The 21,772-nt window shown below is 66.6% G+C and carries 26 protein-coding genes; 12 read left to right on the top strand and 14 right to left on the bottom strand.

Annotated features, from left to right (window positions below; genetic code table 11):
• Positions 1-8: 8 nt before the first annotated feature.
• On the bottom strand, positions 9-440 hold the full coding sequence (locus tag SPYCA_RS04365) for an RrF2 family transcriptional regulator (protein WP_120219093.1): 432 nt from the start codon (positions 438-440) through the stop codon (positions 9-11).
• An 82-nt stretch (positions 441-522) separates the two neighbouring features.
• Between SPYCA_RS04365 and SPYCA_RS04360 the strand changes: the two genes are divergently transcribed.
• The 4 genes from SPYCA_RS04360 (at position 523) to SPYCA_RS04345 (ending at position 3,233) form a co-directional block, all read left to right on the top strand.
• Entirely contained in the window at positions 523-1,008 is a 486-nt protein-coding gene (locus tag SPYCA_RS04360) for a group III truncated hemoglobin (protein ID WP_120219092.1), read from the top strand.
• Positions 1,001-1,408 (top strand): hypothetical protein, encoded by a 408-nt coding sequence (locus tag SPYCA_RS04355; RefSeq protein ID WP_146625086.1) that lies wholly within the window; start codon positions 1,001-1,003, stop codon positions 1,406-1,408. Before SPYCA_RS04360 ends, SPYCA_RS04355 begins: the two co-directional genes overlap by 8 nt.
• A gap of 10 nt (positions 1,409-1,418) precedes the next feature.
• Positions 1,419-1,727, top strand: coding sequence for a DUF1971 domain-containing protein (locus SPYCA_RS04350; RefSeq protein WP_120219090.1), 309 nt, complete (start codon positions 1,419-1,421; stop codon positions 1,725-1,727).
• Between the two features lie 84 nt (positions 1,728-1,811).
• Positions 1,812-3,233 carry a WS/DGAT/MGAT family O-acyltransferase gene (locus tag SPYCA_RS04345; protein WP_120219089.1) on the top strand — a complete coding sequence of 474 codons (1,422 nt, stop codon included), beginning with the start codon at positions 1,812-1,814 and terminating at the stop codon, positions 3,231-3,233.
• Between the two features lie 14 nt (positions 3,234-3,247).
• Here SPYCA_RS04345 and SPYCA_RS04340 read toward each other — a convergent pair whose 3' ends face one another.
• The gene (locus tag SPYCA_RS04340) at positions 3,248-4,612 is read right to left on the bottom strand and encodes an OprO/OprP family phosphate-selective porin (RefSeq protein ID WP_120219088.1); all 1,365 of its coding nucleotides are present in this window, start codon (positions 4,610-4,612) and stop codon (positions 3,248-3,250) included.
• A gap of 202 nt (positions 4,613-4,814) precedes the next feature.
• Between SPYCA_RS04340 and SPYCA_RS04335 the strand changes: the two genes are divergently transcribed.
• Together SPYCA_RS04335 and SPYCA_RS04330 are read left to right on the top strand one after the other, a co-directional pair.
• Positions 4,815-5,717, top strand: coding sequence for an SDR family oxidoreductase (locus tag SPYCA_RS04335; RefSeq protein WP_120219087.1), 903 nt, complete (start codon positions 4,815-4,817; stop codon positions 5,715-5,717).
• A 234-nt stretch (positions 5,718-5,951) separates the two neighbouring features.
• Positions 5,952-6,998, top strand: coding sequence for a hypothetical protein (locus SPYCA_RS04330; RefSeq protein ID WP_120219086.1), 1,047 nt, complete (start codon positions 5,952-5,954; stop codon positions 6,996-6,998).
• Here the strand turns inward: SPYCA_RS04330 and SPYCA_RS04325 are convergent.
• Positions 6,995-7,900: a LysR family transcriptional regulator gene (locus SPYCA_RS04325; protein ID WP_120219085.1), complete on the bottom strand. Its 906-nt coding sequence runs from the start codon at positions 7,898-7,900 to the stop codon at positions 6,995-6,997. The genes SPYCA_RS04330 and SPYCA_RS04325 overlap by 4 nt on opposite strands.
• A gap of 72 nt (positions 7,901-7,972) precedes the next feature.
• On the opposite strand from SPYCA_RS04325, the gene SPYCA_RS04320 reads away from it, so the two are divergent.
• The gene (locus SPYCA_RS04320) at positions 7,973-8,410 is read left to right on the top strand and encodes a nuclear transport factor 2 family protein (protein WP_120219084.1); all 438 of its coding nucleotides are present in this window, start codon (positions 7,973-7,975) and stop codon (positions 8,408-8,410) included.
• A gap of 3 nt (positions 8,411-8,413) precedes the next feature.
• Here SPYCA_RS04320 and SPYCA_RS04315 read toward each other — a convergent pair whose 3' ends face one another.
• The 7 genes from SPYCA_RS04315 to eno form a co-directional block, all read right to left on the bottom strand.
• Entirely contained in the window at positions 8,414-8,761 is a 348-nt protein-coding gene (locus SPYCA_RS04315; protein ID WP_120219083.1) for a DUF2794 domain-containing protein, read from the bottom strand.
• Positions 8,761-9,486: a serine O-acetyltransferase gene (gene cysE, locus SPYCA_RS04310; RefSeq protein WP_120219082.1), complete on the bottom strand. Its 726-nt coding sequence runs from the start codon at positions 9,484-9,486 to the stop codon at positions 8,761-8,763. Before cysE ends, SPYCA_RS04315 begins: the two co-directional genes overlap by 1 nt.
• Before the next feature lie 350 nt (positions 9,487-9,836).
• A complete protein-coding gene (locus SPYCA_RS04300; RefSeq protein ID WP_232003521.1) occupies positions 9,837-10,436 on the bottom strand; it encodes a hypothetical protein in 600 nt (199 codons plus the stop codon).
• 175 nt (positions 10,437-10,611) lie between these two features.
• Positions 10,612-12,006 (bottom strand): pyruvate dehydrogenase complex E1 component subunit beta, encoded by a 1,395-nt coding sequence (locus tag SPYCA_RS04295; protein WP_120219080.1) that lies wholly within the window; start codon positions 12,004-12,006, stop codon positions 10,612-10,614.
• Position 12,007: 1 nt separating this feature from the next.
• The gene (pdhA, locus tag SPYCA_RS04290; RefSeq protein WP_120219079.1) at positions 12,008-13,078 is read right to left on the bottom strand and encodes a pyruvate dehydrogenase (acetyl-transferring) E1 component subunit alpha; all 1,071 of its coding nucleotides are present in this window, start codon (positions 13,076-13,078) and stop codon (positions 12,008-12,010) included.
• 255 nt (positions 13,079-13,333) lie between these two features.
• The gene (locus SPYCA_RS04285; protein ID WP_232003519.1) at positions 13,334-13,654 is read right to left on the bottom strand and encodes an FtsB family cell division protein; all 321 of its coding nucleotides are present in this window, start codon (positions 13,652-13,654) and stop codon (positions 13,334-13,336) included.
• A 163-nt stretch (positions 13,655-13,817) separates the two neighbouring features.
• Positions 13,818-15,092, bottom strand: a complete 1,275-nt coding sequence (gene eno, locus SPYCA_RS04280; RefSeq protein ID WP_120219077.1) for a phosphopyruvate hydratase — start codon at positions 15,090-15,092, stop codon at positions 13,818-13,820.
• Between the two features lie 154 nt (positions 15,093-15,246).
• On the opposite strand from eno, the gene SPYCA_RS04275 reads away from it, so the two are divergent.
• From SPYCA_RS04275 to SPYCA_RS04255, 5 genes are all read left to right on the top strand, one after another.
• Positions 15,247-15,837 carry a hypothetical protein gene (locus SPYCA_RS04275; RefSeq protein WP_120219076.1) on the top strand — a complete coding sequence of 197 codons (591 nt, stop codon included), beginning with the start codon at positions 15,247-15,249 and terminating at the stop codon, positions 15,835-15,837.
• A gap of 7 nt (positions 15,838-15,844) precedes the next feature.
• Positions 15,845-16,294 (top strand): phage holin family protein, encoded by a 450-nt coding sequence (locus SPYCA_RS04270; protein WP_120219075.1) that lies wholly within the window; start codon positions 15,845-15,847, stop codon positions 16,292-16,294.
• On the top strand, positions 16,294-16,677 hold the full coding sequence (locus SPYCA_RS04265) for a DUF3618 domain-containing protein (protein WP_120219074.1): 384 nt from the start codon (positions 16,294-16,296) through the stop codon (positions 16,675-16,677). The genes SPYCA_RS04270 and SPYCA_RS04265 overlap by 1 nt, the downstream gene beginning before the upstream one ends.
• Positions 16,661-17,017: a hypothetical protein gene (locus tag SPYCA_RS04260; RefSeq protein WP_120219073.1), complete on the top strand. Its 357-nt coding sequence runs from the start codon at positions 16,661-16,663 to the stop codon at positions 17,015-17,017. Before SPYCA_RS04265 ends, SPYCA_RS04260 begins: the two co-directional genes overlap by 17 nt.
• Positions 17,018-17,097: 80 nt before the next feature.
• Positions 17,098-17,313 (top strand): DUF4170 domain-containing protein, encoded by a 216-nt coding sequence (locus SPYCA_RS04255; protein ID WP_120219072.1) that lies wholly within the window; start codon positions 17,098-17,100, stop codon positions 17,311-17,313.
• Between the two features lie 196 nt (positions 17,314-17,509).
• On the opposite strand, the gene SPYCA_RS04250 is transcribed toward SPYCA_RS04255, so the two are convergent.
• The 4 genes from SPYCA_RS04250 to SPYCA_RS04235 all read right to left on the bottom strand — a co-directional run bounded on the left by SPYCA_RS04250 (position 17,510) and on the right by SPYCA_RS04235 (position 21,757).
• A complete protein-coding gene (locus SPYCA_RS04250) occupies positions 17,510-17,788 on the bottom strand; it encodes an ETC complex I subunit (RefSeq protein ID WP_120219071.1) in 279 nt (92 codons plus the stop codon).
• 66 nt (positions 17,789-17,854) lie between these two features.
• Positions 17,855-20,323 (bottom strand): ATP-dependent helicase HrpB, encoded by a 2,469-nt coding sequence (gene hrpB / locus SPYCA_RS04245; RefSeq protein ID WP_120219070.1) that lies wholly within the window; start codon positions 20,321-20,323, stop codon positions 17,855-17,857.
• Positions 20,320-20,700 (bottom strand): DUF1801 domain-containing protein, encoded by a 381-nt coding sequence (locus tag SPYCA_RS04240; protein ID WP_232003517.1) that lies wholly within the window; start codon positions 20,698-20,700, stop codon positions 20,320-20,322. The genes hrpB and SPYCA_RS04240 overlap by 4 nt, the downstream gene beginning before the upstream one ends.
• 43 nt (positions 20,701-20,743) lie before the next feature.
• The gene (locus SPYCA_RS04235) at positions 20,744-21,757 is read right to left on the bottom strand and encodes a polyprenyl synthetase family protein (protein ID WP_120219069.1); all 1,014 of its coding nucleotides are present in this window, start codon (positions 21,755-21,757) and stop codon (positions 20,744-20,746) included.
• Between the last annotated feature and the right edge of the window lie 15 nt (positions 21,758-21,772).

The following is a 21,772-nucleotide window of genomic DNA, read 5'->3' as shown; positions in this document are numbered from 1 at the left end:
CCGCTGCCTCACTCCGCGCCGAGCAGCGCGCGGAACCGCGCGGGCTGCGGCAGCAGGTCGGCGAGCGTGTAGCGGTCGAGGTGCGCGAGGAAGGCGGCGAGCGCGCCGCCGAGCGCACCTTGCAACCCGCATCCGCCGCGCACCGGGCAGGTCGAGGTTGCCGGGTCCATGCATTCGACCAGGCCGCCCAGATTTTCAAACTCGCGCACGACCGTTCCCGCGATCACTTCGCTCGGCGCTCGCGCGAGGGTCAGTCCCCCGCCGCGGCCGCGCTGCGCGCTGACATAGCCCAGTGTTTGCAGCCGCTGCGCGACCTTGGCCAGATGGTTGCGCGAAATGCCGTAGTGGCTGGCGATCTCGTCGACCGACATCTGCTGGCCGGTCGCCGCCAGCGCCATCAGGATCCGCAGCGCATAGTCGCTGTGAAGGCTCAGTCGCATTAATTAGGTATATTGGATATTGCTTTTTATCTCAACCGCGATAATAAGAGGTATCTGAAATACCATTATTGAGTCGAGCCCGATGCAACCGATCCGCGCGCACGCGCCAGCCCATCCCCACGCCGCCGCCGCGCGCGCGGCGCGGCGCGCCGATGCAAAGGTCATCGGCATCGACGAAACCTTTATCGCGGCCTTCGTCGATGATTTTTACGCCGCGACCCGGGCCGATGCGCTGCTCGGCCCGGTCTTTGCCGCTCGCATCGACGATTGGCCCGCGCACCTCGCCCAGATGAACCGCTTCTGGCAGTCGATCCTGCTGAGCGCGGGCAGTTTTTCGGGCAATCCGATGGTCAAGCATCTCGCGATCCCCGGCCTCGACGCCGCGCATTTCGCGCACTGGCTCGACCTCTTCTACGCGACGCTACACCGCATCGCGCCGACACCCGAAGCGGCGAAACTGGTCGGGGAGAAGGCGCGAATGATCGCCGAAAGCCTGCTCACCGGCATCCGCCTGCATCGCGACCGCGATGCCGATCTGTCCAGCAAAGTGGAGCTTCCCCATGTCTGACATGCCTGCCGTTCATCCCGCCCGCCTGTCCAACGATCCCTATGAAACCAGCGGGGTCCAGGCGGGTTTTCAGCTGCCGCGCTGGATGTGGCGCGCGATGTTCGCCTGCTATGCCGTCTTCTTTGTCGGCATCGCCGCGGCGACCGGCCGCGACACAGCGACGATCTTCATGCTCGCCATCTCCTTGCTTTACATGCTGATGTATTTCGTGACCGCCGGACTGCTCCATGCGCAAAAGGGCCCCGAACATGACTCGCCGCTCGATCGCGTCGGCGGGATGCTCGATACCTGGACCGGCCCGATGGACCGCGGCACCGTCGCGGCGCAGCTGCTCGCCGTGCCCGCGGGCTTCGCCTTTCTGGGCCTGACCTTCTTCGTCATCCGCGCCGCCAGCTTCTGACGATGGAAAAATGCTGATCGCCGATCGCGGACCGCCGCTGCCGACGGGCGCGGCGGCTTACCGCCAGATCGGCCCCTTTGCCGCGGCCGAGATTCCGGCCGGATTGCTCCGCGAGCATCGGCTGAAGCCCGGCGCCTGGGGGTTGCTGCATGTCGTGACGGGCGCGATCCGCTTCCGCTGGGACGACGCGAGCGGCGGCGCACGCCGGATCGCGGCTGGCGATACGATGCTGATCCCGCCTGGCGTCCCGCACCATCTGGAACCGGAAGGCCCGGTCACGATCACGATCGAGTTCCGGGCGTTGACCGCCTCCGCCTGATGATCGCCCTCGGGCCCCGGCCTTGACTCGCCCGCCTCCCCTGCCATGCTGCGCGGCCAAGACGCAGCATAGGGGAGAGCTGCCATGCGGTTGATGCCGGTGACCGATGCGATGTTCCTGTGGGGGGAAAGTCGCGAGATGCCGATGCACATTGGCGGCATCAACCTCTATACGCTGCCCGACGGGGTCGACGAGACCGAGTGGCTCAATGACCAGCTTGCCCTCCTCCGCGAGTCGGAAGGCCTCAGGCGACCGTTCAGCGAAGTGCTGAAGCTCACCCCCTTCGGCCAGTACGGCCCGATCCGCCTCGTCCCCGACCGCGACATCGACATGCACTATCATGTCCGCGCCGCGGCGCTGCCCAGGCCGGGGCGCTATCGCGAGATGTTCGAGCTGGCCTCGCGGCTCCATTCGAGCCTCCTCGACCGCACGCGGCCCCTGTGGGAAATCACGCTCATTTCGGGGTTGCCCAACCGCCAGATCGCGACCTTCAAGAAAATCCACCACGCGCTGATGGATGGCGCGGCGAGCATCCATTTCTACAACTCGATGTTCTCGCCCGACCCCGACGAGCGCCGTACCGCCTCGCCGCTGTCGGTCGAGGCCTATGAGGCCTATAAGCGCAAGTTCCCCGCCCCCAAAAAACCGCCGCGCCCCGACCTCACCGACATCAGGGCGATCGGCGATTTCCTCAAGGAACAATGGGGCAACAGCGTCGGGGTGACCAAGGCGATGAACCAATATCTTGCGGCGATGTTCGGCATCGGCGGCGACGGCCTCGTCACCCCCTTTGCCGGGGTGCCGCGCACCAGCTTCAACCGCAACATCACGGGCGCGCGGCGCTTTGTCGCGCAAAGCTGGTCGCTGGAACGCGTGCGCGCGATGGGCAAGGCCTATGACGGCACGATCAACGACGCGGTGCTCGGCATGTGCGCGGGCGCGATGCGCAAATATCTCCAGTCGCTGAACGAACTGCCCGACAAGCCCCTGAAGGCCATGGCGCCGGTGTCGATCCGGCCCAAGGACGACGTCGATTCGGGCAATTCGGTCGCATCGGTCACCGCGAACCTTGCGACGCATATCGACGATCCGGCAAGCCGCATGGCGGCGATCCAGGAATCGATGAACTCGGCGAAGGCGCAGCTGCGCGCGATGACCGCGCAGCAGATTCAGCTTTACACCGCGATCACCAGCTTCCCGATGATGCTCACCGCGCTCACCCGCACCGCCGACAGGTTTCCCGCCTATTCGGCGACCATTTCCAACGTCCCCGGCCCGCGCGAGCAGATGTACTGGAACGGCGCGCGCCTTGACGGCATGTATCCCGCGAGCATCCCTGTCGACGGCATGGCGATGAACATCACCCAGGTGTCGAACTTCAGAAACATCGATTTCGGCATCACCGCCTGTCGCCGCAGCGTGCCCCATGCACAGCGGATGATCGACTATCTGGAGGATGCTCTGGTCGAACTGGAGGCGGCGGCAGGCATCAAGAAGCCGAAATAGCCCGCCGATCCGCGTCAGAAATCGACCTGCGTTCGCAGTCCGAAAGTGTCCGCCGTATAATCGCGATCGCCCGTTGCCGTCGCCACGCGCGCATCGTCGATCCACAATTTGCCGTAATTGGCAGAAATGCGGATATAGTCGATCGGCGCCCAGACAAGGCCGATCAGCGCCGCCTGCTGGCGTCCGCCGACGATTCCACCGTCGTTGAGATCGAGATGATCGTAACGGGCGTTCACCTGAAACGCGCCGATGCCGCCGGCGGTGATCGGCTTCGAGGGCTTCAGCCGGTCGAAACCGCCGTCCTTATATCCGCGGCGGTCACCCGGCGTCAGCACCATCCCGACCTCGGCATAGCCGCCGAAGAAGGTCGGATCGGCCGAGCCGGTTCGGTTGACCCGGTGCCAATAGGCTTCGCCCGCGGCGTGGAACGGCCCCGCGATCACTGCGCCCTCCAGCCCGACGCCGCGCTCGCTCGCCACATCGATCTGTCCGGTATCGACCAGCCGCACGTCGGTCGTGTGAACGAAGGGCCGGGCGCGATAACGGCCCAGCGCCGCCGGGTCATTGGGGTCGCGCCAGTGGCCCGACGCGGCAAGGTGCAGCTGCGTATCGCCGAGCTTCGGCATCCACACGACGCGACCGTCGAGGCTGACCGCATTGTTCGTGTCATCGAGCAGATCCTCGGCATTGTCGCCGAACACCCCCGCCTGAAGCAGCAGGTCGCCGCGCTTATATTGCGCTGACAGGCCGACGCGCCGCTCGAAACCAAAGGCCTGCGCAAAGGCTGCACGCTCCATGAAGCTGGTGAAGAGGTCGCTTGTCATCTCGTCGAGCGACCAGAAGGGTTTGATCTGCCCCGCAGTGATCGACAGCGGGCCGGTGCCATAAGTCAGGTAAACGTCGGTGAGCTCGACCGAGCTGTTCGCCACATCAGCCTCGACGCGATAGGCGAAACCGCCGGGAATCTTGCCGTCGACACCCAGATAGATGCGGCGGAACTCGGTTTTAAGGCCGCCCCGCACGCCGGTCGCACCGACCGGCGCATCGACTGCGGCCAAATCAAGCTGCATCCGCCCACGCGGCTTGAAGCTCCAGCCGTCGGCGGTCCTGATCTCGGGCGCGCCCTTCCAGGCGATCTCGCTCGCGGGCCTGGCGGTGACCGACGGCGCCGCTGGCGTTGGCGCGGGCGCAGTTGTCGGCGTCGGCTGCACGGTCGCGGCGTCGAGCCGCGATTCGAGCGTCGCGACCTGCGCCTTCAATGCCGCGAGCTCGGCGCGAAGCGCGGCAGCTTCCTCGGCCGTCATCGCCTGCGCCCGCGCCGCCGTCGGCAGGCAAAGGATCGAGGTCGCCAGCAGGGCGGCGGTCAGCGAATAGCGCATGGAAGGGAAAGCTCCGTGACGAAAGGGTTACAAACTGGCGGCGCTGTTATGGCGTATAAGTGACCGTTACGCGTCAATTGCATGACATTTTTGTTGCATCGCCATTTTTCCTGACCCCTTGCCAGCGAGGCGCCAGCGGCTAAGGACGTTCCAGTTTTTTCGGGCAACCTTTCAGGCGAAGGGCCTTTTGCGGGAGACCATCATGACGATCAATTTTGACGGCCGCGTTGCCATTGTCACTGGCGCGGGCGGCGGGCTTGGCCGCGCCTATGCGCTCGAACTTGCGCGGCGCGGCGCAAAGGTCGTGGTCAACGACCTCGGCGGCGCGCGCGACGGCACCGGCCATTCGGACGCGGCATTGCAGGTGGTCGAGGAGATTCGCGCCGCGGGCGGCACCGCCATGCCCGACGGTGGCAGCGTCACCGAATATGAACAGATGGTCGAAATGGTCGCAAAGGCGAAGGAGGAATGGGGCGGCGTCCACATTCTCATCAACAACGCCGGCATCCTGCGCGACAAGAGCTTCGCCAAGATGGAGCCCGCCGATTTCGACCTGGTGGTCAAGGTTCACCTGCTCGGCAGCGCCTATGTCACCAAGGCGTGCTGGGACATCATGCGCGACCAGGCCTATGGCCGCATCCTGATGACCGCATCGTCGACCGGCCTCTACGGCAATTTCGGGCAGGCCAATTATGGCGCGGCGAAGCTGGGCCTCGCCGGCCTCACCAAGACGCTCCACCTCGAAGGCGCAAAATATAATATCCGCTGCAACACCATCGCACCGGTTGCGGGCACGCGGATGACCGAGGATATTTTCCCCGCCGAGCTGTTCGAGAAGTTCACGCCGGAAAATGTCGTTCCCGCCGCGCTCTATCTCGTCAGCGAAGACGCGCCGACCAACATGATCGTCGGCGCGGGCGCGGGCGCCTATCACGCCGCCTATGTCACCATGACCCCCGGCGTCGCGCTGCCCGAAGGCGAGCGCACCCCCGAAGGCGTCGCCGCCGCGTGGGACAAGATCATCGACCGCACCGGCGACACCGTTCCGCAATCGGGCAGCGAACAGTCGATGAATGTGATGAAGGCGCTGATGGCGCTGGGTTGAGGCATTTCGATCCTCCCTGTGCCGCAGGCATGGGGAGGTGGCAGCGGCGTAGCCGCTGACGGAGGGGCCTTGGCGCAGACGTCGCCGCCCCTCCACCACTCGCTTCGCGAGCGGTCCCCCTCCCCATCGCTGCGCGACAGGGCGGATCACGGCGCCATGCCGTATTGACACAGCAACACAGTTCTGGAATAGTCTCGGCGGGGCAAGGGGATCGGTCTAGGAAGGACGACCCCGATGTATAGTGAAAGCGACCTGCAAGCCGCGGTCGATGCAAAGATATTGACGCCGGAGGCCGCCGCGGCTTTTCGCGGCCATATCGCATCGGTGCGCGCCGCCCCCGGAGCGGATGAAGAATCCTTCCGCCTCATCACCGGCTTCAACGATATTTTCGTCAGCATCGCGGCGGTGATCCTGCTCGTCGCGGTGGCGTGGATCGGCGAATCGATCCACAGCGCGTTGGCGGGCGCGTTCGTCGCGAGTTCGGCCTGGCTTCTGGCGGAGTATTTCACGCGCCGCCGCCGCATGGCGCTGCCCAGCATCATCCTTGTCCTCGCCTTCGCCGGCGGCGTTTTTGCAACAATGGCGGGTTTCCTCGTCGAACATGGCGAGGCCATTTTCGGAAGCAGTCCGGGCGACACCGTCGGCGCGCTGCTCGTCGGCACGATCGCCGCGGTGACCGCGGGCGCGACCTGGCTGCACTGGAAACGCTTCATGGTGCCGATCACCGTCGCGGCGGGCACGGCTGCCCTCGCCGCGACCGCAATCGCGCTGATCCTGTCGCTGACCGGGGTTCCCGATCATAATCCGACGCTGGTGATGGCGCTGGTCCTTATCGCCGGACTCGGCGTCTTCGCGCTCGCCATGTGGTGGGACAAGAGCGACCGCGCACGCCAGACGCGGCGCAGCGACGTCGCCTTCTGGCTCCACCTGCTCGCCGCACCGATGATCGCGCATCCGATCTTTCACCTGCTCGGCGTCACCGAGGGCGACAATATCGGCAGCGGCGCGGCGTTGATGGTCGTCGCCATCTATGTGCTGTTCGGGCTGATCGCGCTCGCGATCGACCGCCGCGCGCTGCTCGTCTCGGCGCTCGCCTATGTGCTGTTCGCGCTGACGCAGCTGTTCAACCAGTTCGGCGCGGTCGAACTCAACGTCGCGCTGACCGCTTTCGTGATCGGCTCGGCGCTGCTGCTGTTGTCGGCCTTCTGGCAGAATGCGCGCCGCGCCGTCGTCGGCCTGTTGCCCGCGCAAGTCGCCGGGCAATTGCCCGCGGCCGCCTAAACCTCCGCTGCCGCGCGCCGGACGAGCGCGCGCAGCCAGATCGATGCCGGATCGGCCTCGGCTGTCACGGGCGTGAACAGCCATTGCCGGTCCGGCGACGGGGCCAGCGGCAAGTCCACCGCCGCCACGCCCAGCGCCGCGCCCGGCCCGGCGCAGAAACGCGACGGCAGCACCGCGACCAGATCGCTGCCCGCAACCAGGTGCAACGCCTGAAGATAATGCGGCACCACCACGGCGATATTGCGCTCCAGCCCCTCGTCGCGCCACCAGCGGTCAACCGGATCGTGCGGCATCGCCGCGGTCGCGACGCCGACGTGCGGCAGGGCGGCGATCTCCGCCAGTCCCATCGCGGCGATCGCCGCGGCGCGGTCGGCGCGCACCGCCAGCCGGTCGTCATCGTCGAACAGCGGCTCCATCCGCATCGAACGATAGAGATGCGGCTCGCAACTGATGGCAAAATCGATCTCTACCCCCGCGCCGGGCATTGCGCCGATCGCCCAGGGGACGATCTCGATACGGCACGATGGCGCTTCGTCCAGCAGCAACGCCGCGAACCGCGGCAGGATCGTCGCCGCGATCACGTCGGGCATGGCGGCGCGAAAGACCTGCCGCGCCGACGCCGGGTCGAACGCTTCGGCGCGATAGAGCGCCGCCGTCTTCGCGAGCAGCGCGCGCAGCGGATCGAGCAGCGCGACCGCGCGCGGCGTGGGCGCCATGCCGCCGCCCGTGCGAACGAGCAGCGGATCGCCGAAATCGCGGCGGAGGCGCGCCAGCGCGCGGCTGACCGCCGGCTGCGACAATCCGACGCGCTCCGCCGCCGCCGATACCCCGCGCGTTTCGAGCAACGCGAGCAACAGGCGCAGCAGATTGAGGTCACAGCGATCGAAATCCGGTTCACGCATAACCAATATCCACTATATTCATTTTTGTTATGATCTAGCCGCGGGCATGATCGGCGTCGAAAGGAAAATTCGATGACCGCACAGGCCAACAAAGAAACGATCCGCCGCATCTATGCCGCGCTCGAAACCGGCGACCGCGCGCCCTTTGGCGCGGCGGTCCACCCCGATTATGTCTGGCGCCTTCCGGGTCATTCAAGCTGGTCGCGCCGCTTCGAGGGGCAGGAGGCGGTGCGTCGCGACCTGCTCGCGCCGCTGTTCGGGCTGTTCGCGACGACCTATACCGCGCGCGCGATCAACCTGATCGCCGAGGGCGACACCGTCGTCGCGGAGGTCCGCGGCGACGTGACGACGAGGCGCGGCGAGCGATATAATAATGACTATTGCTTCCTGTTCCGCTTTTCGGACGGCAGGATCGTCGAAGTCATCGAATATGGCGACACCGACCTGGAGGAACGGGTGCTCGGAAATTACGACGCGGTCCTTGCGGCGCATCGCGCCGCCGCTGGCTGACGGTCAGTCGCCGACCAGTTTCATCAGCTTGCGTTCGACGGGCGCGAGGATGTTCGACAATTCGTCCCCGCGTTTCAAAATCGCCCCCGCTTCGGAGACCAGGGCCCACATGCCCTGGCGGTTCCGCAGCGCGGGACGTTTTTCGATGCGATATTCGGGGCGCTCGGCAGCGCGGCGAAAGGCGGAGAAGATCGCGGCGTCGCGATGGAAATCCATTGCATAGTCGCGCCAGTGCCCCGCCGCGACCATCCGGCCGTAAAGATCAAGGATGCGCATGAGTTCGGGGCGTTCAAAACCGGTCTGAAGCGGCGCCGTCCGGCCATGGAACGGCAGGGGGGTGACCGTTCCCATCAGGCGCTTTTCCGGCTCCCTCTGCGCCGCGGCGCCTCTTCGACTTCGGTGCCGCGCGCCGCGTCGCGTTCGGCGATCAGCGCCGCGAGCTGCTTCTGCATCTGCTCGAGTTGGCACTGCAACAGTTCGACCTTTTGTGTCGCGGGATCGAAGGTTTCGCTGCACGGCGTCCCGTAAGGCACGAACTCGCGCGCATATTCGGTTGCGTCCAGCAAGGTCGAACGCGCGGGTATGCCCACCATCACCGCACCTTCGGGCACATCCCTGGTCACCACGGCATTGGCTCCGACGCGCGCGCGCGCATTGACCGTGATCGGGCCCAGTATCTGCGCGCCCGATCCGACGATGACGTCGTCGGCGAGCGTCGGATGGCGCTTGCCGCCGATGCCGTTCGCCGGGTCCGTGCCGCCGAGCGTCACCCCCTGATAGATCGACACATTGTCGCCAATCTCCGCCGTCTCCCCGATGACAACGCCGAAGCCATGGTCGATGAACAGGTGCCGACCGATCGTCGCGCCCGGATGGATGTCGATCGCGGTCAGGAAGCGCGACAGATGATTGACGAAGCGCGCGAGGAAGAACAGCCGCGCCTCGAACAGCCAGTGCGCGACGCGGTGCATCCCGACCGCGAGCAGGCCCGGATAGAGCAGGATTTCCCAGCGCGACCGCGGCGCGGGGTCGCGCGCCTTGATCGAATCGAGATAGGCGATCAGCCCGTTGAACATAAACTGTCCCCTGCGACCCTGGGGTCAGGACCCATTCATTGCGCGATCGAGGCGTCGAAATGGCGAAGATATCGGGTTCGGGCGGGTGCAGCGGGTAGCATCGCTACCCGCAAGGCCGCGCGGGCCCGAGATCGAAGCCATTTCGACGTCCCTTCGGGATTTGACCGATTTTGTCCATTGTTTCGTCGGCAAGTCTTGAAATATCGGCATATTCCTTCGCCTTGCCTCCTCACACTGAACAAAATCGCCTCAAACCTCGATCGCGCAATGAATGGGTCCTGACCCTATTCTGTACCGCGCAAGATAGATGTTCGCCCGGCGCATTTCCACCCCCGGCGGCATTTATTCGATCAGCGGCCGAACAGCCCGATACGCAAAAGCAGCAATCCCTCGCGCCGCAAATGGCGCGCGCCATCGCGGCGCGCGATCGCCGCGGCCCAGTGGTCGAGCATCCGCAGCGCGCGGCTGCCGGCGAAATCCCCGCGCGCGGGCGCCTCGGCGTTCCTGGCATCGGCTAGAAGGCGGCGCGCCATATCCTTCGCCTCGACGACGCCGGCGCCCCAAAGCAGGCCCCAGCGTTTCCCGGCCGCAGCTCCGCCTCCCGACAGCGCGAAAAGCTCTGCGCCGAAGCTTGCGGCCGCCGCGCACCGCTCGGCATCATTCTCGGCCAGCAGCATCGCTTCGGCCGCATCGACCAGCGCATCGAGCCCGCCCTGCCCGGCCCAGCTTGCCGCAAGGTCGGCGAGCAGGGGTTCGCCCTTGGGCAAGGCGGCGGGATCGCTTGCGAGCAGCGCCATCATGTCGCGCCACCACGCAAGCTTGATCTGTCCGATCAGCGGCTCGCGTGCATCGAGCAGCAATTTGGTCAACCGTGCGGCGAGGCCCCACAGCGCCGCCATCGCCGCGCGCCGCGCCCGCGGCACCGCGACCATGACGCGCGGATCGCGCATGTCGGGGCAGAAGGAAATTTCTGGAGCAGCGTCATCCATCGTCGCGGCGCTACCAGCACAGCATCGTCATTGCGACCCCGGCGAAGGCCGGGGGAAGCAATCTTCAGCCCGCGGCCCCATGAATCGCCCGCCGGAGATTGCTTCGTGGCTTCGCTCCTCGCAATGACGAGGGAGACTAGGCGCGATGGAGGACCGCCTTCACCGCCTTCACCACCCGCGGCGTGTCGATCAGCGCGGCCTTTTCGAGATTGTTGGCATAGGGCAGCGGCACATCCTCGTTGCACACGCGCATCACGGGCGCGTCGAGGTCGTCGAAGCCCTGCTCCATCGCGACCATCGCGAGTTCGCTGGCGATCGAGCAGACCGGCCAGCCTTCCTCGACGACGACGAGGCGGTTCGTCTTCTTGAGGCTCGCCAGCACCGTCGCGGTGTCGAGCGGACGCAAGGTGCGCAGGTCGATCACCTCGGCGTCGATGCCCTCGCCCGCAAGGCTGTCGGCGGCTTCGAGCGCGAGCCCGACGCCGATCGAATAGCTGACGATCGTGACGTCGCTGCCTTCGCGCATGGTGCGCGCCTTGCCGATCGGCAGGACGAAATCCTCGATATCGGGAACCTCGAAGCTGCGGCCATAGAGCAGCTCGTTTTCGAGGAAGACGACCGGGTCTTCGGTGCGGATCGCGGCCTTCAGCAGCCCCTTGGCGTCGGCGGCGTCATAAGGCGCGATGACGATCAGGCCGGGGACGCTGGCATACCAGGGCGCGTAATTCTGGCTGTGCTGCGCCCCGACGCGCGCTGCCGCGCCGTTGGGCCCGCGGAACACGATCGGACAGCGCATCTGGCCGCCCGACATATAGTTGGTCTTCGCCGCCGAGTTGATGATGTGGTCGATCGCCTGCATCGCGAAGTTGAAGGTCATGAACTCGATGATCGGCTTGAGGCCGCCCATCGCCGCGCCCGCGCCGAGACCCGCGAAGCCATATTCGGTGATCGGCGTGTCGACCACACGGCTGGCGCCGAACTCCTGGAGCAAGCCCTGCGTGACCTTGTAGGCGCCCTGATATTCGGCGACTTCCTCGCCCATCACGAACACGCGGTCGTCGGCGCGCATCTCCTCGGCCATCGCGTCGCGCAGCGCTTCGCGGACGGTGAGCTTCACCATCGCGGTGCCTTCGGGGATGGCGGGATCATCGGCCCGTTCTACCGCGGCGGGTTTTTCGACCTTCTCCGTCGTCCCGGCGGAAGCTGGGACCGCTGGCGCAGGAGTGGCTTCGATAGCGGCCCCAGCTTCCGCCGGGGCGACGGCTTTGGCAGGCGTCGCCGCATCCTCGCCCTCACCCGCGATCGTCGCGATCACCGTGCCGACCTTCACATTGTCGGTACCTTCGGGAACGAGGATCTGAGCGATCGTGCCCTCGTCGACTGCTTCAAACTCCATCGTCGCCTTGTCGGTCTCGATCTCGGCCAGGATGTCGCCCGACTTCACCGCGTCGCCTTCCTTGACGAGCCACTTGGCGAGCGTGCCTTCTTCCATCGTCGGCGACAGCGCCGGCATCTTCAGTTCGATGGCCATCTCAATACTGCTCCACCAGCACGTCGGTATAAAGTTCGGACAGGTCGGGTTCGGGCGCGCTTTCGGCAAAGTCGGCCGATTCGGCAACGATTGCACGAATCTCCTTGTCGATGTCCTTGATCCGGTCCTCGCCGATCCCGGCGTCGGTCATCAATTTCTTGAGATGCTCGATCGCGTCCGACTTGTCGCGGACCGCCTGCACTTCCTCGCGGCTGCGATATTTGGCGGGGTCGGACATCGAATGGCCGCGATAGCGATAGGTCTTGAGTTCCATCAGCACCGGCCCCTTGCCCGCGCGCACCCATTCGAGCGCCGCCTCGGCCGCGCCGCGCACCGCCAGAACGTCCATGCCGTCGACCTGCATCCCCGGAATGCGGAAGCTTTCGCCGCGGCGATAGAGCTGGTCCTCGGCCGACGCGCGGTTGACCGACGTGCCCATCGCATATTGATTATTCTCGATCACGAAGATGATCGGCAGCTTCCACAGCTCGGCCATGTTGAAGCTCTCGTAAACCTGGCCCTGGTTCGCGGCGCCGTCGCCGAAATAGGCCATCGCCACCCCGCCGTCGCCGCGATATTTGTGCGCAAAGGCAAGCCCGGTGCCGAGCGACACCTGCGCGCCGACGATCCCGTGGCCACCGTAAAACTTATGCTCGACGCTGAACATGTGCATCGAGCCGCCCTTGCCCTTCGAGATGCCCGCGGCGCGGCCGGTCAGCTCGGCCATGATGACCTTGGGGTCGATGCCGTAAGCGAGCATGTGGCCATGGTCGCGGTATCCGGTGATGACACTATCCTTCTCGCCGTCGAGCGCCGACTGGAGCCCCACCGCAACCGCTTCCTGCCCGATATAGAGATGGCAGAAGCCGCCGATCAGGCCCAATCCATAAAGCTGCCCCGCCTTTTCCTCGAAACGGCGGATGAGCAGCATGTCGCGATAGAATTTCTCAAGCTCCTCCGGCGTCGCCTCATAGGGGACGGGGTCGCGCGGCTGCTCGCGATTGGACGAGGGAGCTGGGGTGGAGGCGACTTTTTTTGGCGCGGCAGTCTTACGCGCGGGTGCTTTGGCCAAGGCGGATTTCCTTTGCGATTAGCCGTTACGGCAAGGCCCCCTATAGGAGCGGCGCGACGGGTTTGGCAACGCCTGCCATGATCGCGCACAGGGCCGACTTACGTATGCAGCTTCGGCACCGCAAACCTTGTCGGCGTCATTGCGACGAGCCCCGGACTTGATCCGGGGCGACGCGGCAGTCGCCAGCTTTCAGCATGGCGCGAGGTCGATAGCTGGGGATTGCTTCGCTCCGCTCGCAATGACGGCATGGAAGCGTTACTTCGCCTCGGGCTCCATCGGAATGATCACCTCGTCGGGGTGATAGGCGCCAAGTTTCGAGCGCACATATTCCTCCGCCAGATCGGGATCGACGCGCCGCTGGTCGAGCAAATTGACGCGGTTCTGAAGCTCGCGCTCTTTCTTGGTCAACTCGCTCAGCACGACGCGCTTCTTTTCGACCGACTGGCTATATTCGCCCCAGGCGTAAAGCCCGGTCGGGCCGAAGATCGCATAGCCCAGCATGGCCAGCACCGCGATCACGGCGAGCGCCGGCCCGGTCGCGCGGCTCATCGACTTGCGGAACTTGTGGCGCTGCATCATCGCCGCCCTTGAATCACAGGCGATTCATGGCGTCAAGGCGTCGGGTGCGGGTTATGCATTCTTAATCGTCACCCTGAACTTGTTTCAGGATCCATGGCCCAGGTTCGCGAGTTCAGGCCGTGGATGCTGAAACAAGTGCAGCATGACGAGGTAAAAGGGCTTATCCGAAAATCGCCATCCCCGGATAGCGCGCCATGTCGCCCAGCTCTTCCTCGATGCGGATGAGCTGATTGTATTTCGCAAGCCGGTCCGAACGCGCGAGGCTGCCGGTCTTGATCTGGCCGCAGTTCGTCGCGACCGCGAGGTCGGCGATCGTCGAATCCTCGGTCTCGCCCGAACGGTGCGACATCACCGCGGTGTAGCGCGCGCGGTGCGCCATATCGACCGCGTCGAGGGTTTCCGACAGGGTGCCGATCTGATTGACCTTGACGAGCAGCGAATTGGCGAGACCGTCCCTGATCCCCTGTTCGAGCCGCGCCGGGTTGGTGACGAACAGATCGTCGCCGACGAGCTGGCACTTGTCGCCGATCAGGTCGGTAAGCGCCTTCCAGCCGGTGAAATCATCTTCGCTCATGCCGTCCTCGATCGACAGAATCGGGTAATCCCTGACGAGCGCGGCGAGATAGTCGGCCATCTGTTCGGGACTCAGCGAAAGCCCCTCGCCGCTGATGTCATACTTCCCGTTCCTGAAGAACTCCGTCGCGGCGCAATCCAGTGCGAGCACGACGTCGCTGCCCAGCTTGAACCCGGCCTGATCGACCGACGCCGCGATGAAATCGAGCGCGGCGCGCGTCGAGGCGAGGTTCGGGGCGAAGCCGCCCTCGTCACCCACCGCAGTCGCAAGGCCTTTCGCCGACAGGCCTTTCTTCAGCGTGTGGAAAATCTCGCTGCCCCAGCGCACCGCCTCGGCGATGCTGCCCGCGCCGACGGGCATGATCATGAACTCCTGCACGTCGATCGGATTGTCGGCATGTTCGCCGCCGTTGATGATGTTCATCATCGGCACCGGCAGGGTGCGCGCCGACACGCCGCCGACATAGCGATAAAGCGGCAGCCCGCGTGCGTCGGCGGCGGCCTTGGCGGCGGCCAGGCTGACGCCGAGGATCGCGTTGGCGCCGAGGCGGCTCTTGTTCGCGGTGCCGTCGAGGTCGATCATCGCCATGTCGATTTCGCGCTGGTCCTCGGCATCGAGGCCGATCAGCGCCTCGGCAATCTCGCCATTCACCGCCGCGACCGCCTTGGTCACGCCCTTGCCCAGATAGCGCGCCTTGTCGCCGTCGCGCAATTCGACCGCCTCGTGCGCGCCGGTCGAGGCGCCCGACGGCACCGCGGCGCGGCCGAAGCTGCCGTCCTCCAGCAACACATCGACTTCGACGGTTGGATTGCCGCGGCTATCGAGGATTTCGCGGCCGTGGATGTCGATGATGGCGGTCATGGATAATGTCCCTGCTGGCGGCCGGAGCGGCCGGATGGATGAGGCGCCCGCCTGTTATCGGCGGCTGCGCGCCGACGCAATATGCATAGGATTTTTGCGCGGCTATGGAACCAAAGGGCGCCGCTTGCTATATATTGGGACAGGACCAGAAAGGATGCCCGCCCGCGCGGCGCCCGATACGACAGAAGAGGACAAGATGATGGCAAAAGCCGCTACGCCCGCGACCAAGAAAGTCGCCGCGCCCCGTCCCAAGGCCCCCGCGAAGGCCGCAGCCACCAAGGCGGCGCCAGCTCGCAAGCCCGCGTCGACAAAGACCGCCAGGGAGCATCCGATCCGCGATCAGCTGGCGGTGACGCGCGACACGATCAAGTCCGAAGCGTCGAAGAAGGCGGCATCGCTGAAGCAGGAAGCCGCTGCGCTCAAGAAACAGGCCACCGCGTCGGCGCGCGATGCCGCGACCAGGGGCAAGGACAAGGCCGCCGAAGCCGTGGGCAGCCTCGCCAGGCTGCTCGAGGACAGCGCGGGCACTGTCGATGCCAAGTTCGGCAAGCAGTACGGCGACTATGCGCGCTCGGCGGCATCGACCGTCGCCGGCCTCGCCTCGACGCTCGACAAGAAGGATCTCGACGAACTTGCGGCTTCGACGCGCGACATGGTCAAGAAGAACCCCGCGATCGCGGTCGGCGCCGCGACGGTGATCGGCTTCGTGCTCGCCCGGATGCTCAAGGGCGGCTCGAACGATTGATCGGGCCTTGGCATCCTCCGACCCCGAAACCCCCGCGCCCGCCGGGCGCAGCTTTGACGGCATAAGCCACGGCTATGCGCCCGATGGTCGCCCGGCGACCAGCGAACCCGTCCCGCTCGACAAGATTGTCGGCGACGTCGTCGAAAATCTGTCGGCGACGGCAAAGGCCGAGCTGGCGCTGATCGAGGCGCGCGGCGAACTCGCCCTGCACGGCGCGACGTGGAGTGCCGCGTGGGGCGCCGTCGCCGCCTGCGCGCTCGGCGTCGCGATGCTTGCGCTGGCGTTCGGCGCGATCCTTGCGCTCGCGCCGCACACGGGGCCGTTGCTCGCGACGATCATCGTGGTGGCGGTGCTGCTGCTGATCGCGGCGCTCGCCGGCTGGCGCGCGCGGCGGGCCTATGGCGACATTCGCACCGCGCTGCGGCGCGACCTGGTGAATGAAGGGGTGGACGACTGATGCCGCGCACGCGCAACCGCCTGATCGCCGCCGCGCGCCGCTCGATGCTCCAGCGCGCCGAGCTTTACCGGCGGCTCGATGTCGCCAAGGCGGCGCTGCACCCGGCGGCGCTGCTCGACCGCGGCAAATATCGCGTGCGAACCAAGGTCGATGATGCCGCGCACGCGATGCGGCAGGAGTTTCGCGACAATCGCTGGCCGATCGCGATCGCCGCCGCGGCGGGCATCGCCTGGCTGCTGCGCGAACCGATCAGGGAACATGCGCCCAGACTGGCGCGCAAGGTGCAGGATATGGCGGCGGGTGTCGCCGATCATTTTCGTGCCGACACGGCCGACGAAGATGACACCGGACAAGTGGAGGAAGATGATGAAGCCGTTCAGTGAAACCGCGCGCGAAACACGTGCGAAAGCGAGTGAACTTGCGGAGAAAACCGCCGAGAACGCTCGCCTGACCGCCGAGGCGGCAAAGGCGCGCATCCAGGAAGGCTATGGCCGCGCCCGCGCCGCGACCGAAGAGATCGCAGCGCGCGCCAGCGAACAGGCGGGCGCCGCGCGCGAGGCGGCAAGCGAAGCCTATGCCAAGGGCAAGGTGCAGGCGAAGCGCGCGAACAGCAAGCTCAAGGAGGTCGCCGAAAAGCAGCCGCTGGCGCTGGTCGCCGGCGCGGTCGCCGTTGGCGCGCTCATCGGCTCGCTGCTGCCCAAGGGACGCTCGGGCGAGGAATGAGCCCGCTTGCGGGACAAGAGAAGCGCTGGTAGGGGGCGCCGCTTCTCCCCAACCAGCGGTACTCCGCAAGGAAAGCAGCGATGAGCAAATTGCACCTCGTGTTCGGCGGCCGGGTCAGCGATCCGCAGGGCCTCGACTTCGTCGACCTCAACAATCTCGATGTCGTCGGCCTCTATCCCGATTATAAATCGGCGGAAAAGGCGTGGCGCAGCGCCGCGCAGCGCACCGTCGACGATGCCGAAATGAAATATGTCGTCGTCCACCTGCACAAGCTGTTGCAGCCCGACGCGGAATAATCGCCGACAGGGCGAATAATTCGCGTCGTCCCCGCGCGATGACGGTACAACGGTCGGACTATAATCCAGCTGTCTGAATCGTCATTCCGGCGAAGGCCGGAATCTCGCCCTCGCATCCTGCCGCAACGGCGAGATCCCGGCCTTCGCCGCGATGACGACACAAGGGGCGACTCAGTCGAATCCGGTCGCGCGATCGTTAGCGGAAATTGTCGGCGTAGGCCTGGATCTTCAGCTTGCGCGCGGGCGTCGGCATCACCTCGGCGTCGATCCCATATTTTTCGGCGTAGGCGACCGCCGCCTCGCGGCTCGTAAAGCTCAGCCGCAGCTGGCGTTGTGTGTCGCCGCTGCCCGCCCAGCCCATCAGCGGGTCGGGCTTGCGCGCCTCGGCGGGGGCAAACTCCAGCATCCAGCGATCGGTGCCCGCACGCCCCGACTGCATCGCATTTTTGGGCTTCTGGAAGATACGCGCTTTCATCGGAGAGTCCCTGACCGGATTATTCTGCCGCCGCCTTAGCCGCAAGCGGCGCGGGCGAAAAGGGGCCTATTGCGCATCGCGCCGCGCCTGCGCCGCCTTGGTCATCAGCGTCGGTCGCGCGTTGGCGGGGTCGTCGGGCCAGCTGTGCCTGGGATAGCGGCCGCGCATCTCGCGCGCCACATCGTGCCAGCTGCCCGCCCAGAAGGAGGCGAGGTCGCGCGTCGTCTGAATCGGCCGGTGGGCAGGCGAGGTCAGCGCGAGAATCAGCGGCACCGGCGGATCGCCGATGGTCGGATGGCGCGACAGCCCGAACATCTCCTGCACCCGCACGCTGACCGTCGGGCCGCCGTCGGCGCCATAGTCGATCGGATGGCGACTGCCCGCCGGGGTCGTGTAGTCGGCGGGCGCATGTTTTTCGAGCAGCTGCCGCGCCGGCCAGTCGAGCATCACCATCAGCGCATCGGCGAGCCTGCGGTCGCCGATGTCGCGCAGCCCCCGGCAACCGGCAAGTAAGGGTTCGAGCCAGATTTCGAGGCTGTCGCCCAGCGCATCGGCCGACAGCGCGTCGATCCCCGCAAAGGAGGCACGCTGGCGCAGCGCCTGCGCCGCCGGGCCCCAGCCGATCAGACCCAGCCCCTTCTCGCGCACCGCCGCCATGCGCACGGCTATGTCGCTCTCCGCATGGTCGCCGCGTGGCGCCTGCCCGCTCGTCAGCGCGATCGCGCCCAGCCGCCGCTCGCGGCGATGATCGACGCGGTCGGTCGCGCTGTCAAAGCGGCTCGTCGAATGGGACAGGATACGGTCCGCGAACAAGGCTTCGACCTCGGCCGCTTCGATCGGCGCCGCAGCAAGGATACGTACGCCCGCGGCATGGCCCTGCGCGTCGGCAATCGCGAGCCATTCATGGTTGCTCAGCGGATCGACCGGATCGATGCGATAGGCGCGCCCGCCGACGCTCAGATAATCGCCGCGCTGCCCGGCGCGCCTACGCGCGACGCGCTCGGGCCAGGCGGTCGCGACCCAGCCGCCGATCGAGCGCGGCGCGGTATCGCCCGCGTCCGCCGCGAGCTTCTCGGCAATGCCCGACAGCCGCCGGGCGAGGCGAAACGCCCCTTCGGACCGCCCGTCGCGCTGCCCGCGCCAGCGCGCCAGCCGCGTCTCGACATCGACGCCGCGCCCGCCGAGCCCCGGTTCGGTGAGCAGCACCGCAAGACGGCCCGCCAGCTCGCCCTCGCCCGCGCGCGCTGCGTCGAGCAGCATGTGCGCGAGCGGCACGGGAAGCGGGATCGCCGCAAGCGCCTTGCCATGCGCCGTGATCCGCCCGTCATCACCGAGCGCGCCGATCGCTTGCAGCCGCGTCTTGGCTTCGGCGACCGCGGCGGGCGACGGCGGATCGAGCCAGCCCAATTGTCGCGGGTCGATGATGCCCCAGCTCGCGCAGTCGAGCACGACGGGCATCAGGTCGCTCTCATGGATTTCGGGCGGGTCGAAGGGCGGCATCCCCGCCGTCGCCGCGGCCTCCCAAAGACGATAGGCGACCCCCGGCCCCTGCCGCGCCGCGCGACCGGCGCGCTGCGTCGCCGACGCCTGGCTCGCGCGTTCGGTGACGAGGCGCGATATGCCCGCCGCCTTGTCGAAGCGCGGGCGGCGCGACAGGCCCGCGTCGATCACGATGCGCACGCCGTCGATCGTCAGGCTGGTTTCGGCGATGCTCGTCGCGAGGATCAGCTTGCGCCCCCCGTCGGGATCGCGGACGAGCGCTCTGCGCTGGAGCGCCGGGTCGATCTGGCCGTGCAGGCGATGGACGGCGAGCGGCAGGCGCGCCTCCTCCACCGCATTCGCGGCGCGCTCGATGTCGGCGGCGCCGGGCAGAAATGCGAGCATGTCGCCGTCCGCCTCGTCGGCCATCGCCTGCCGCACCGCCGCCAGCACCGACGCCTCCAGCCGATCCTCGGCGCGGCGACCGACATGGCGCAGCTCGAGCGGGAAAATCTTGCCTTCGCTCTTCACCACCGGCGCGTCGCCGAGCAGCGCGCCGAAACGCGCGCCGTCGAGCGTCGCCGACATGGCGACCAGGCGCAAATCGTCGCGCAGCCCTTGTTGCGCGTCGATGGCGAGCGCGAGCGCGAAATCGCCGTCGAGGCTGCGCTCGTGCACCTCGTCGAACAGCACCGCCGACACGCCCGACAGTTCGGGGTCGGCCAGGATGCGGTTGCGGAACAGGCCGGGCGTCATCACCAGCAGGCGCGTCGCCGCCGACTGCTTGCTGTCGAGCCGCGTCGCATAACCGACCGTGCCGCCGACCGCCTCGCCCATCTCTTCCGATATCCGCTCGGCCGCGCCGCGCGCCGCGAGTCGGCGCGGCGAAAGCAGCCACACCGCGCCCTTGCACCACGGCTGGCCCAGGATCGCCGGCGCAACGCGCGTCGTCTTGCCCGCGCCCGGCGGCGCCACGACGACGGCATTGGGTTTCAACAGCAGCGCCGCCATGATGTCGGGCAGCGCGGCGTCGATCGGCAGCTGGGTGTTACTCATGCGCGCGCCGCGGGGTTGCCCAGTTCGATGTTGAGCCGATAGGCCTCGGCAGCGAGCGTCGCGACCTGCTTTGCCGTGACCTCGGTTGCTTCCGTAAGCACCAGATTGCCGAGTTCATATTTGCCGCTCGCCTTGATCCGGGGATCGAGCGCGCGCAGCCTTTTGCCGCGCCAGAAGCCGAGCAGCACGCGCTGCGCCTCGGCGCGGATCAATATGCACGGTCCATTGGCCATGAACACCAGATTGGTCCATTTGATCGTTTCGTCAAACGGCGCCGCGCCCAGGATCGCGGTGCGCATCATCCGGCAGCGCTCCAGCTGCCAGCCCGACAGCGCGGCGATGTACGCGTCGGGCGTTTCGGCGGCTGGACCCATCATCGGCATTCGTCGTTCCCGATATGGTGACGATGGAAAAGCTGTCTCAATACGCCCGCGCGACCGCGAAGGCGACCGCTTCGGTCAGCGCCGCTTTCGCCTGGCTGGCGCGAAAACCGCCGATCGCATCGACCGCCCGCTGGCCATAGTGGCGCGCGCGCGCCAGCGTGTCGGCGATGGCGTCATGCTTGCGCAACAGGCCGGTGGCGTGGGCGAGGTCCTCGTCCGACGTCTTGTGCCCGGTGATCGCCTGCTTCCAGAAGTCGCGCTCCGCCGCCGACCCGCGCGCATAGGCGAGGATGACCGGCAATGTGACCTTGCCGTCGCGGAAATCGTCGCCGACGCCTTTGCCCATTGTCTGAGTGTCGGAGACATAGTCGATGGCGTCGTCGACGAGCTGGAAGGCGATGCCCAGATTTCGGCCATAGGCGTCGAGCGCGGCTTCGGTCGCTTCGTCGCGTTCGGCGACGACCGCGGCGATCTTGCACGCCGCGGCGAACAGTTCGGCGGTCTTGGCGTTGATGATCGCGAGATACTGGTCCTCGCTCGTTTCGATGCGCCGCTGCGCCGACAGCTGGCTGACCTCGCCCTCGGCGATCACCGCCGAGGCGCGACTGAGGATTTTCAGCACCTTCAGCGAGCCGTCCTCGACCATCACCTCGAAGGCGCGGCTGAACAGGAAATCGCCGACGAGCACCGACGCACTGTTGCCCCAGATGACGTTCGCGGTCTTGCGGCCGCGGCGCAGGTCCGATTTGTCGACGACATCGTCGTGGAGCAGGGTCGCGGTGTGGATGAACTCGACCGCCGCCGCCAGCTTGCAATGGCGGCGCCCCGGATAGTCGAGCAGGCGCCCGCACGCCAAGGTCAGCATCGGCCGCATCCGTTTGCCGCCACCCGCGATCAGATGCCCCGCGAGTTCGGGGATCAGCGGCACTTCGGACTGCATCCGGTCGAGGATGACGGCATTCACCTCGTTCATATCGGCGGCGACGAGCGCCATCATCGGGTCGAGCGAGGGCGGCACAGCCCCGTGAAGCTGATGGATTTCGGCAGTCATATCGCCGCGACCCTT

It is taken from the genome of Sphingopyxis sp. FD7, assembly GCF_003609835.1.
Lineage (GTDB): Bacteria > Pseudomonadota > Alphaproteobacteria > Sphingomonadales > Sphingomonadaceae > Sphingopyxis.
This window is presented reverse-complemented; position numbering and strand designations above follow the sequence as displayed.

Bases quoted from the DNA above. Each gene is read 5' to 3' on its own strand.
- SPYCA_RS04285 (WP_232003519.1), bottom strand. From the start codon at position 13,654: ATGCAGCGCCACAAGTTCCGCAAGTCGATGAGCCGCGCGACCGGGCCG.
- SPYCA_RS04240 (WP_232003517.1), bottom strand. From the start codon at position 20,700: ATGATGGGTCCAGCCGCCGAAACGCCCGACGCGTACATCGCCGCGCTG.
- cysE (WP_120219082.1), bottom strand. From the start codon at position 9,486: ATGTTCAACGGGCTGATCGCCTATCTCGATTCGATCAAGGCGCGCGAC.
- SPYCA_RS04325 (WP_120219085.1), bottom strand. From the start codon at position 7,900: ATGCGTGAACCGGATTTCGATCGCTGTGACCTCAATCTGCTGCGCCTG.
- SPYCA_RS04275 (WP_120219076.1), top strand. From the start codon at position 15,247: ATGCCCGCCCGCGCGGCGCCCGATACGACAGAAGAGGACAAGATGATG.
- SPYCA_RS04300 (WP_232003521.1), bottom strand. From the start codon at position 10,436: ATGCGCGATCCGCGCGTCATGGTCGCGGTGCCGCGGGCGCGGCGCGCG.
- SPYCA_RS04320 (WP_120219084.1), top strand. From the start codon at position 7,973: ATGACCGCACAGGCCAACAAAGAAACGATCCGCCGCATCTATGCCGCG.
- SPYCA_RS04295 (WP_120219080.1), bottom strand. From the start codon at position 12,006: ATGGCCATCGAACTGAAGATGCCGGCGCTGTCGCCGACGATGGAAGAA.
- SPYCA_RS04365 (WP_120219093.1), bottom strand. From the start codon at position 440: ATGCGACTGAGCCTTCACAGCGACTATGCGCTGCGGATCCTGATGGCG.
- hrpB (WP_120219070.1), bottom strand. From the start codon at position 20,323: ATGAGTAACACCCAGCTGCCGATCGACGCCGCGCTGCCCGACATCATG.
- SPYCA_RS04340 (WP_120219088.1), bottom strand. From the start codon at position 4,612: ATGCGCTATTCGCTGACCGCCGCCCTGCTGGCGACCTCGATCCTTTGC.
- SPYCA_RS04350 (WP_120219090.1), top strand. From the start codon at position 1,419: ATGCTGATCGCCGATCGCGGACCGCCGCTGCCGACGGGCGCGGCGGCT.
- SPYCA_RS04330 (WP_120219086.1), top strand. From the start codon at position 5,952: ATGTATAGTGAAAGCGACCTGCAAGCCGCGGTCGATGCAAAGATATTG.
- SPYCA_RS04355 (WP_146625086.1), top strand. From the start codon at position 1,001: ATGTCTGACATGCCTGCCGTTCATCCCGCCCGCCTGTCCAACGATCCC.
- eno (WP_120219077.1), bottom strand. From the start codon at position 15,092: ATGACCGCCATCATCGACATCCACGGCCGCGAAATCCTCGATAGCCGC.
- SPYCA_RS04255 (WP_120219072.1), top strand. From the start codon at position 17,098: ATGAGCAAATTGCACCTCGTGTTCGGCGGCCGGGTCAGCGATCCGCAG.
- SPYCA_RS04250 (WP_120219071.1), bottom strand. From the start codon at position 17,788: ATGAAAGCGCGTATCTTCCAGAAGCCCAAAAATGCGATGCAGTCGGGG.
- SPYCA_RS04265 (WP_120219074.1), top strand. From the start codon at position 16,294: ATGCCGCGCACGCGCAACCGCCTGATCGCCGCCGCGCGCCGCTCGATG.
- SPYCA_RS04360 (WP_120219092.1), top strand. From the start codon at position 523: ATGCAACCGATCCGCGCGCACGCGCCAGCCCATCCCCACGCCGCCGCC.
- SPYCA_RS04260 (WP_120219073.1), top strand. From the start codon at position 16,661: ATGAAGCCGTTCAGTGAAACCGCGCGCGAAACACGTGCGAAAGCGAGT.
- SPYCA_RS04335 (WP_120219087.1), top strand. From the start codon at position 4,815: ATGACGATCAATTTTGACGGCCGCGTTGCCATTGTCACTGGCGCGGGC.
- SPYCA_RS04345 (WP_120219089.1), top strand. From the start codon at position 1,812: ATGCGGTTGATGCCGGTGACCGATGCGATGTTCCTGTGGGGGGAAAGT.
- SPYCA_RS04315 (WP_120219083.1), bottom strand. From the start codon at position 8,761: ATGGGAACGGTCACCCCCCTGCCGTTCCATGGCCGGACGGCGCCGCTT.
- SPYCA_RS04235 (WP_120219069.1), bottom strand. From the start codon at position 21,757: ATGACTGCCGAAATCCATCAGCTTCACGGGGCTGTGCCGCCCTCGCTC.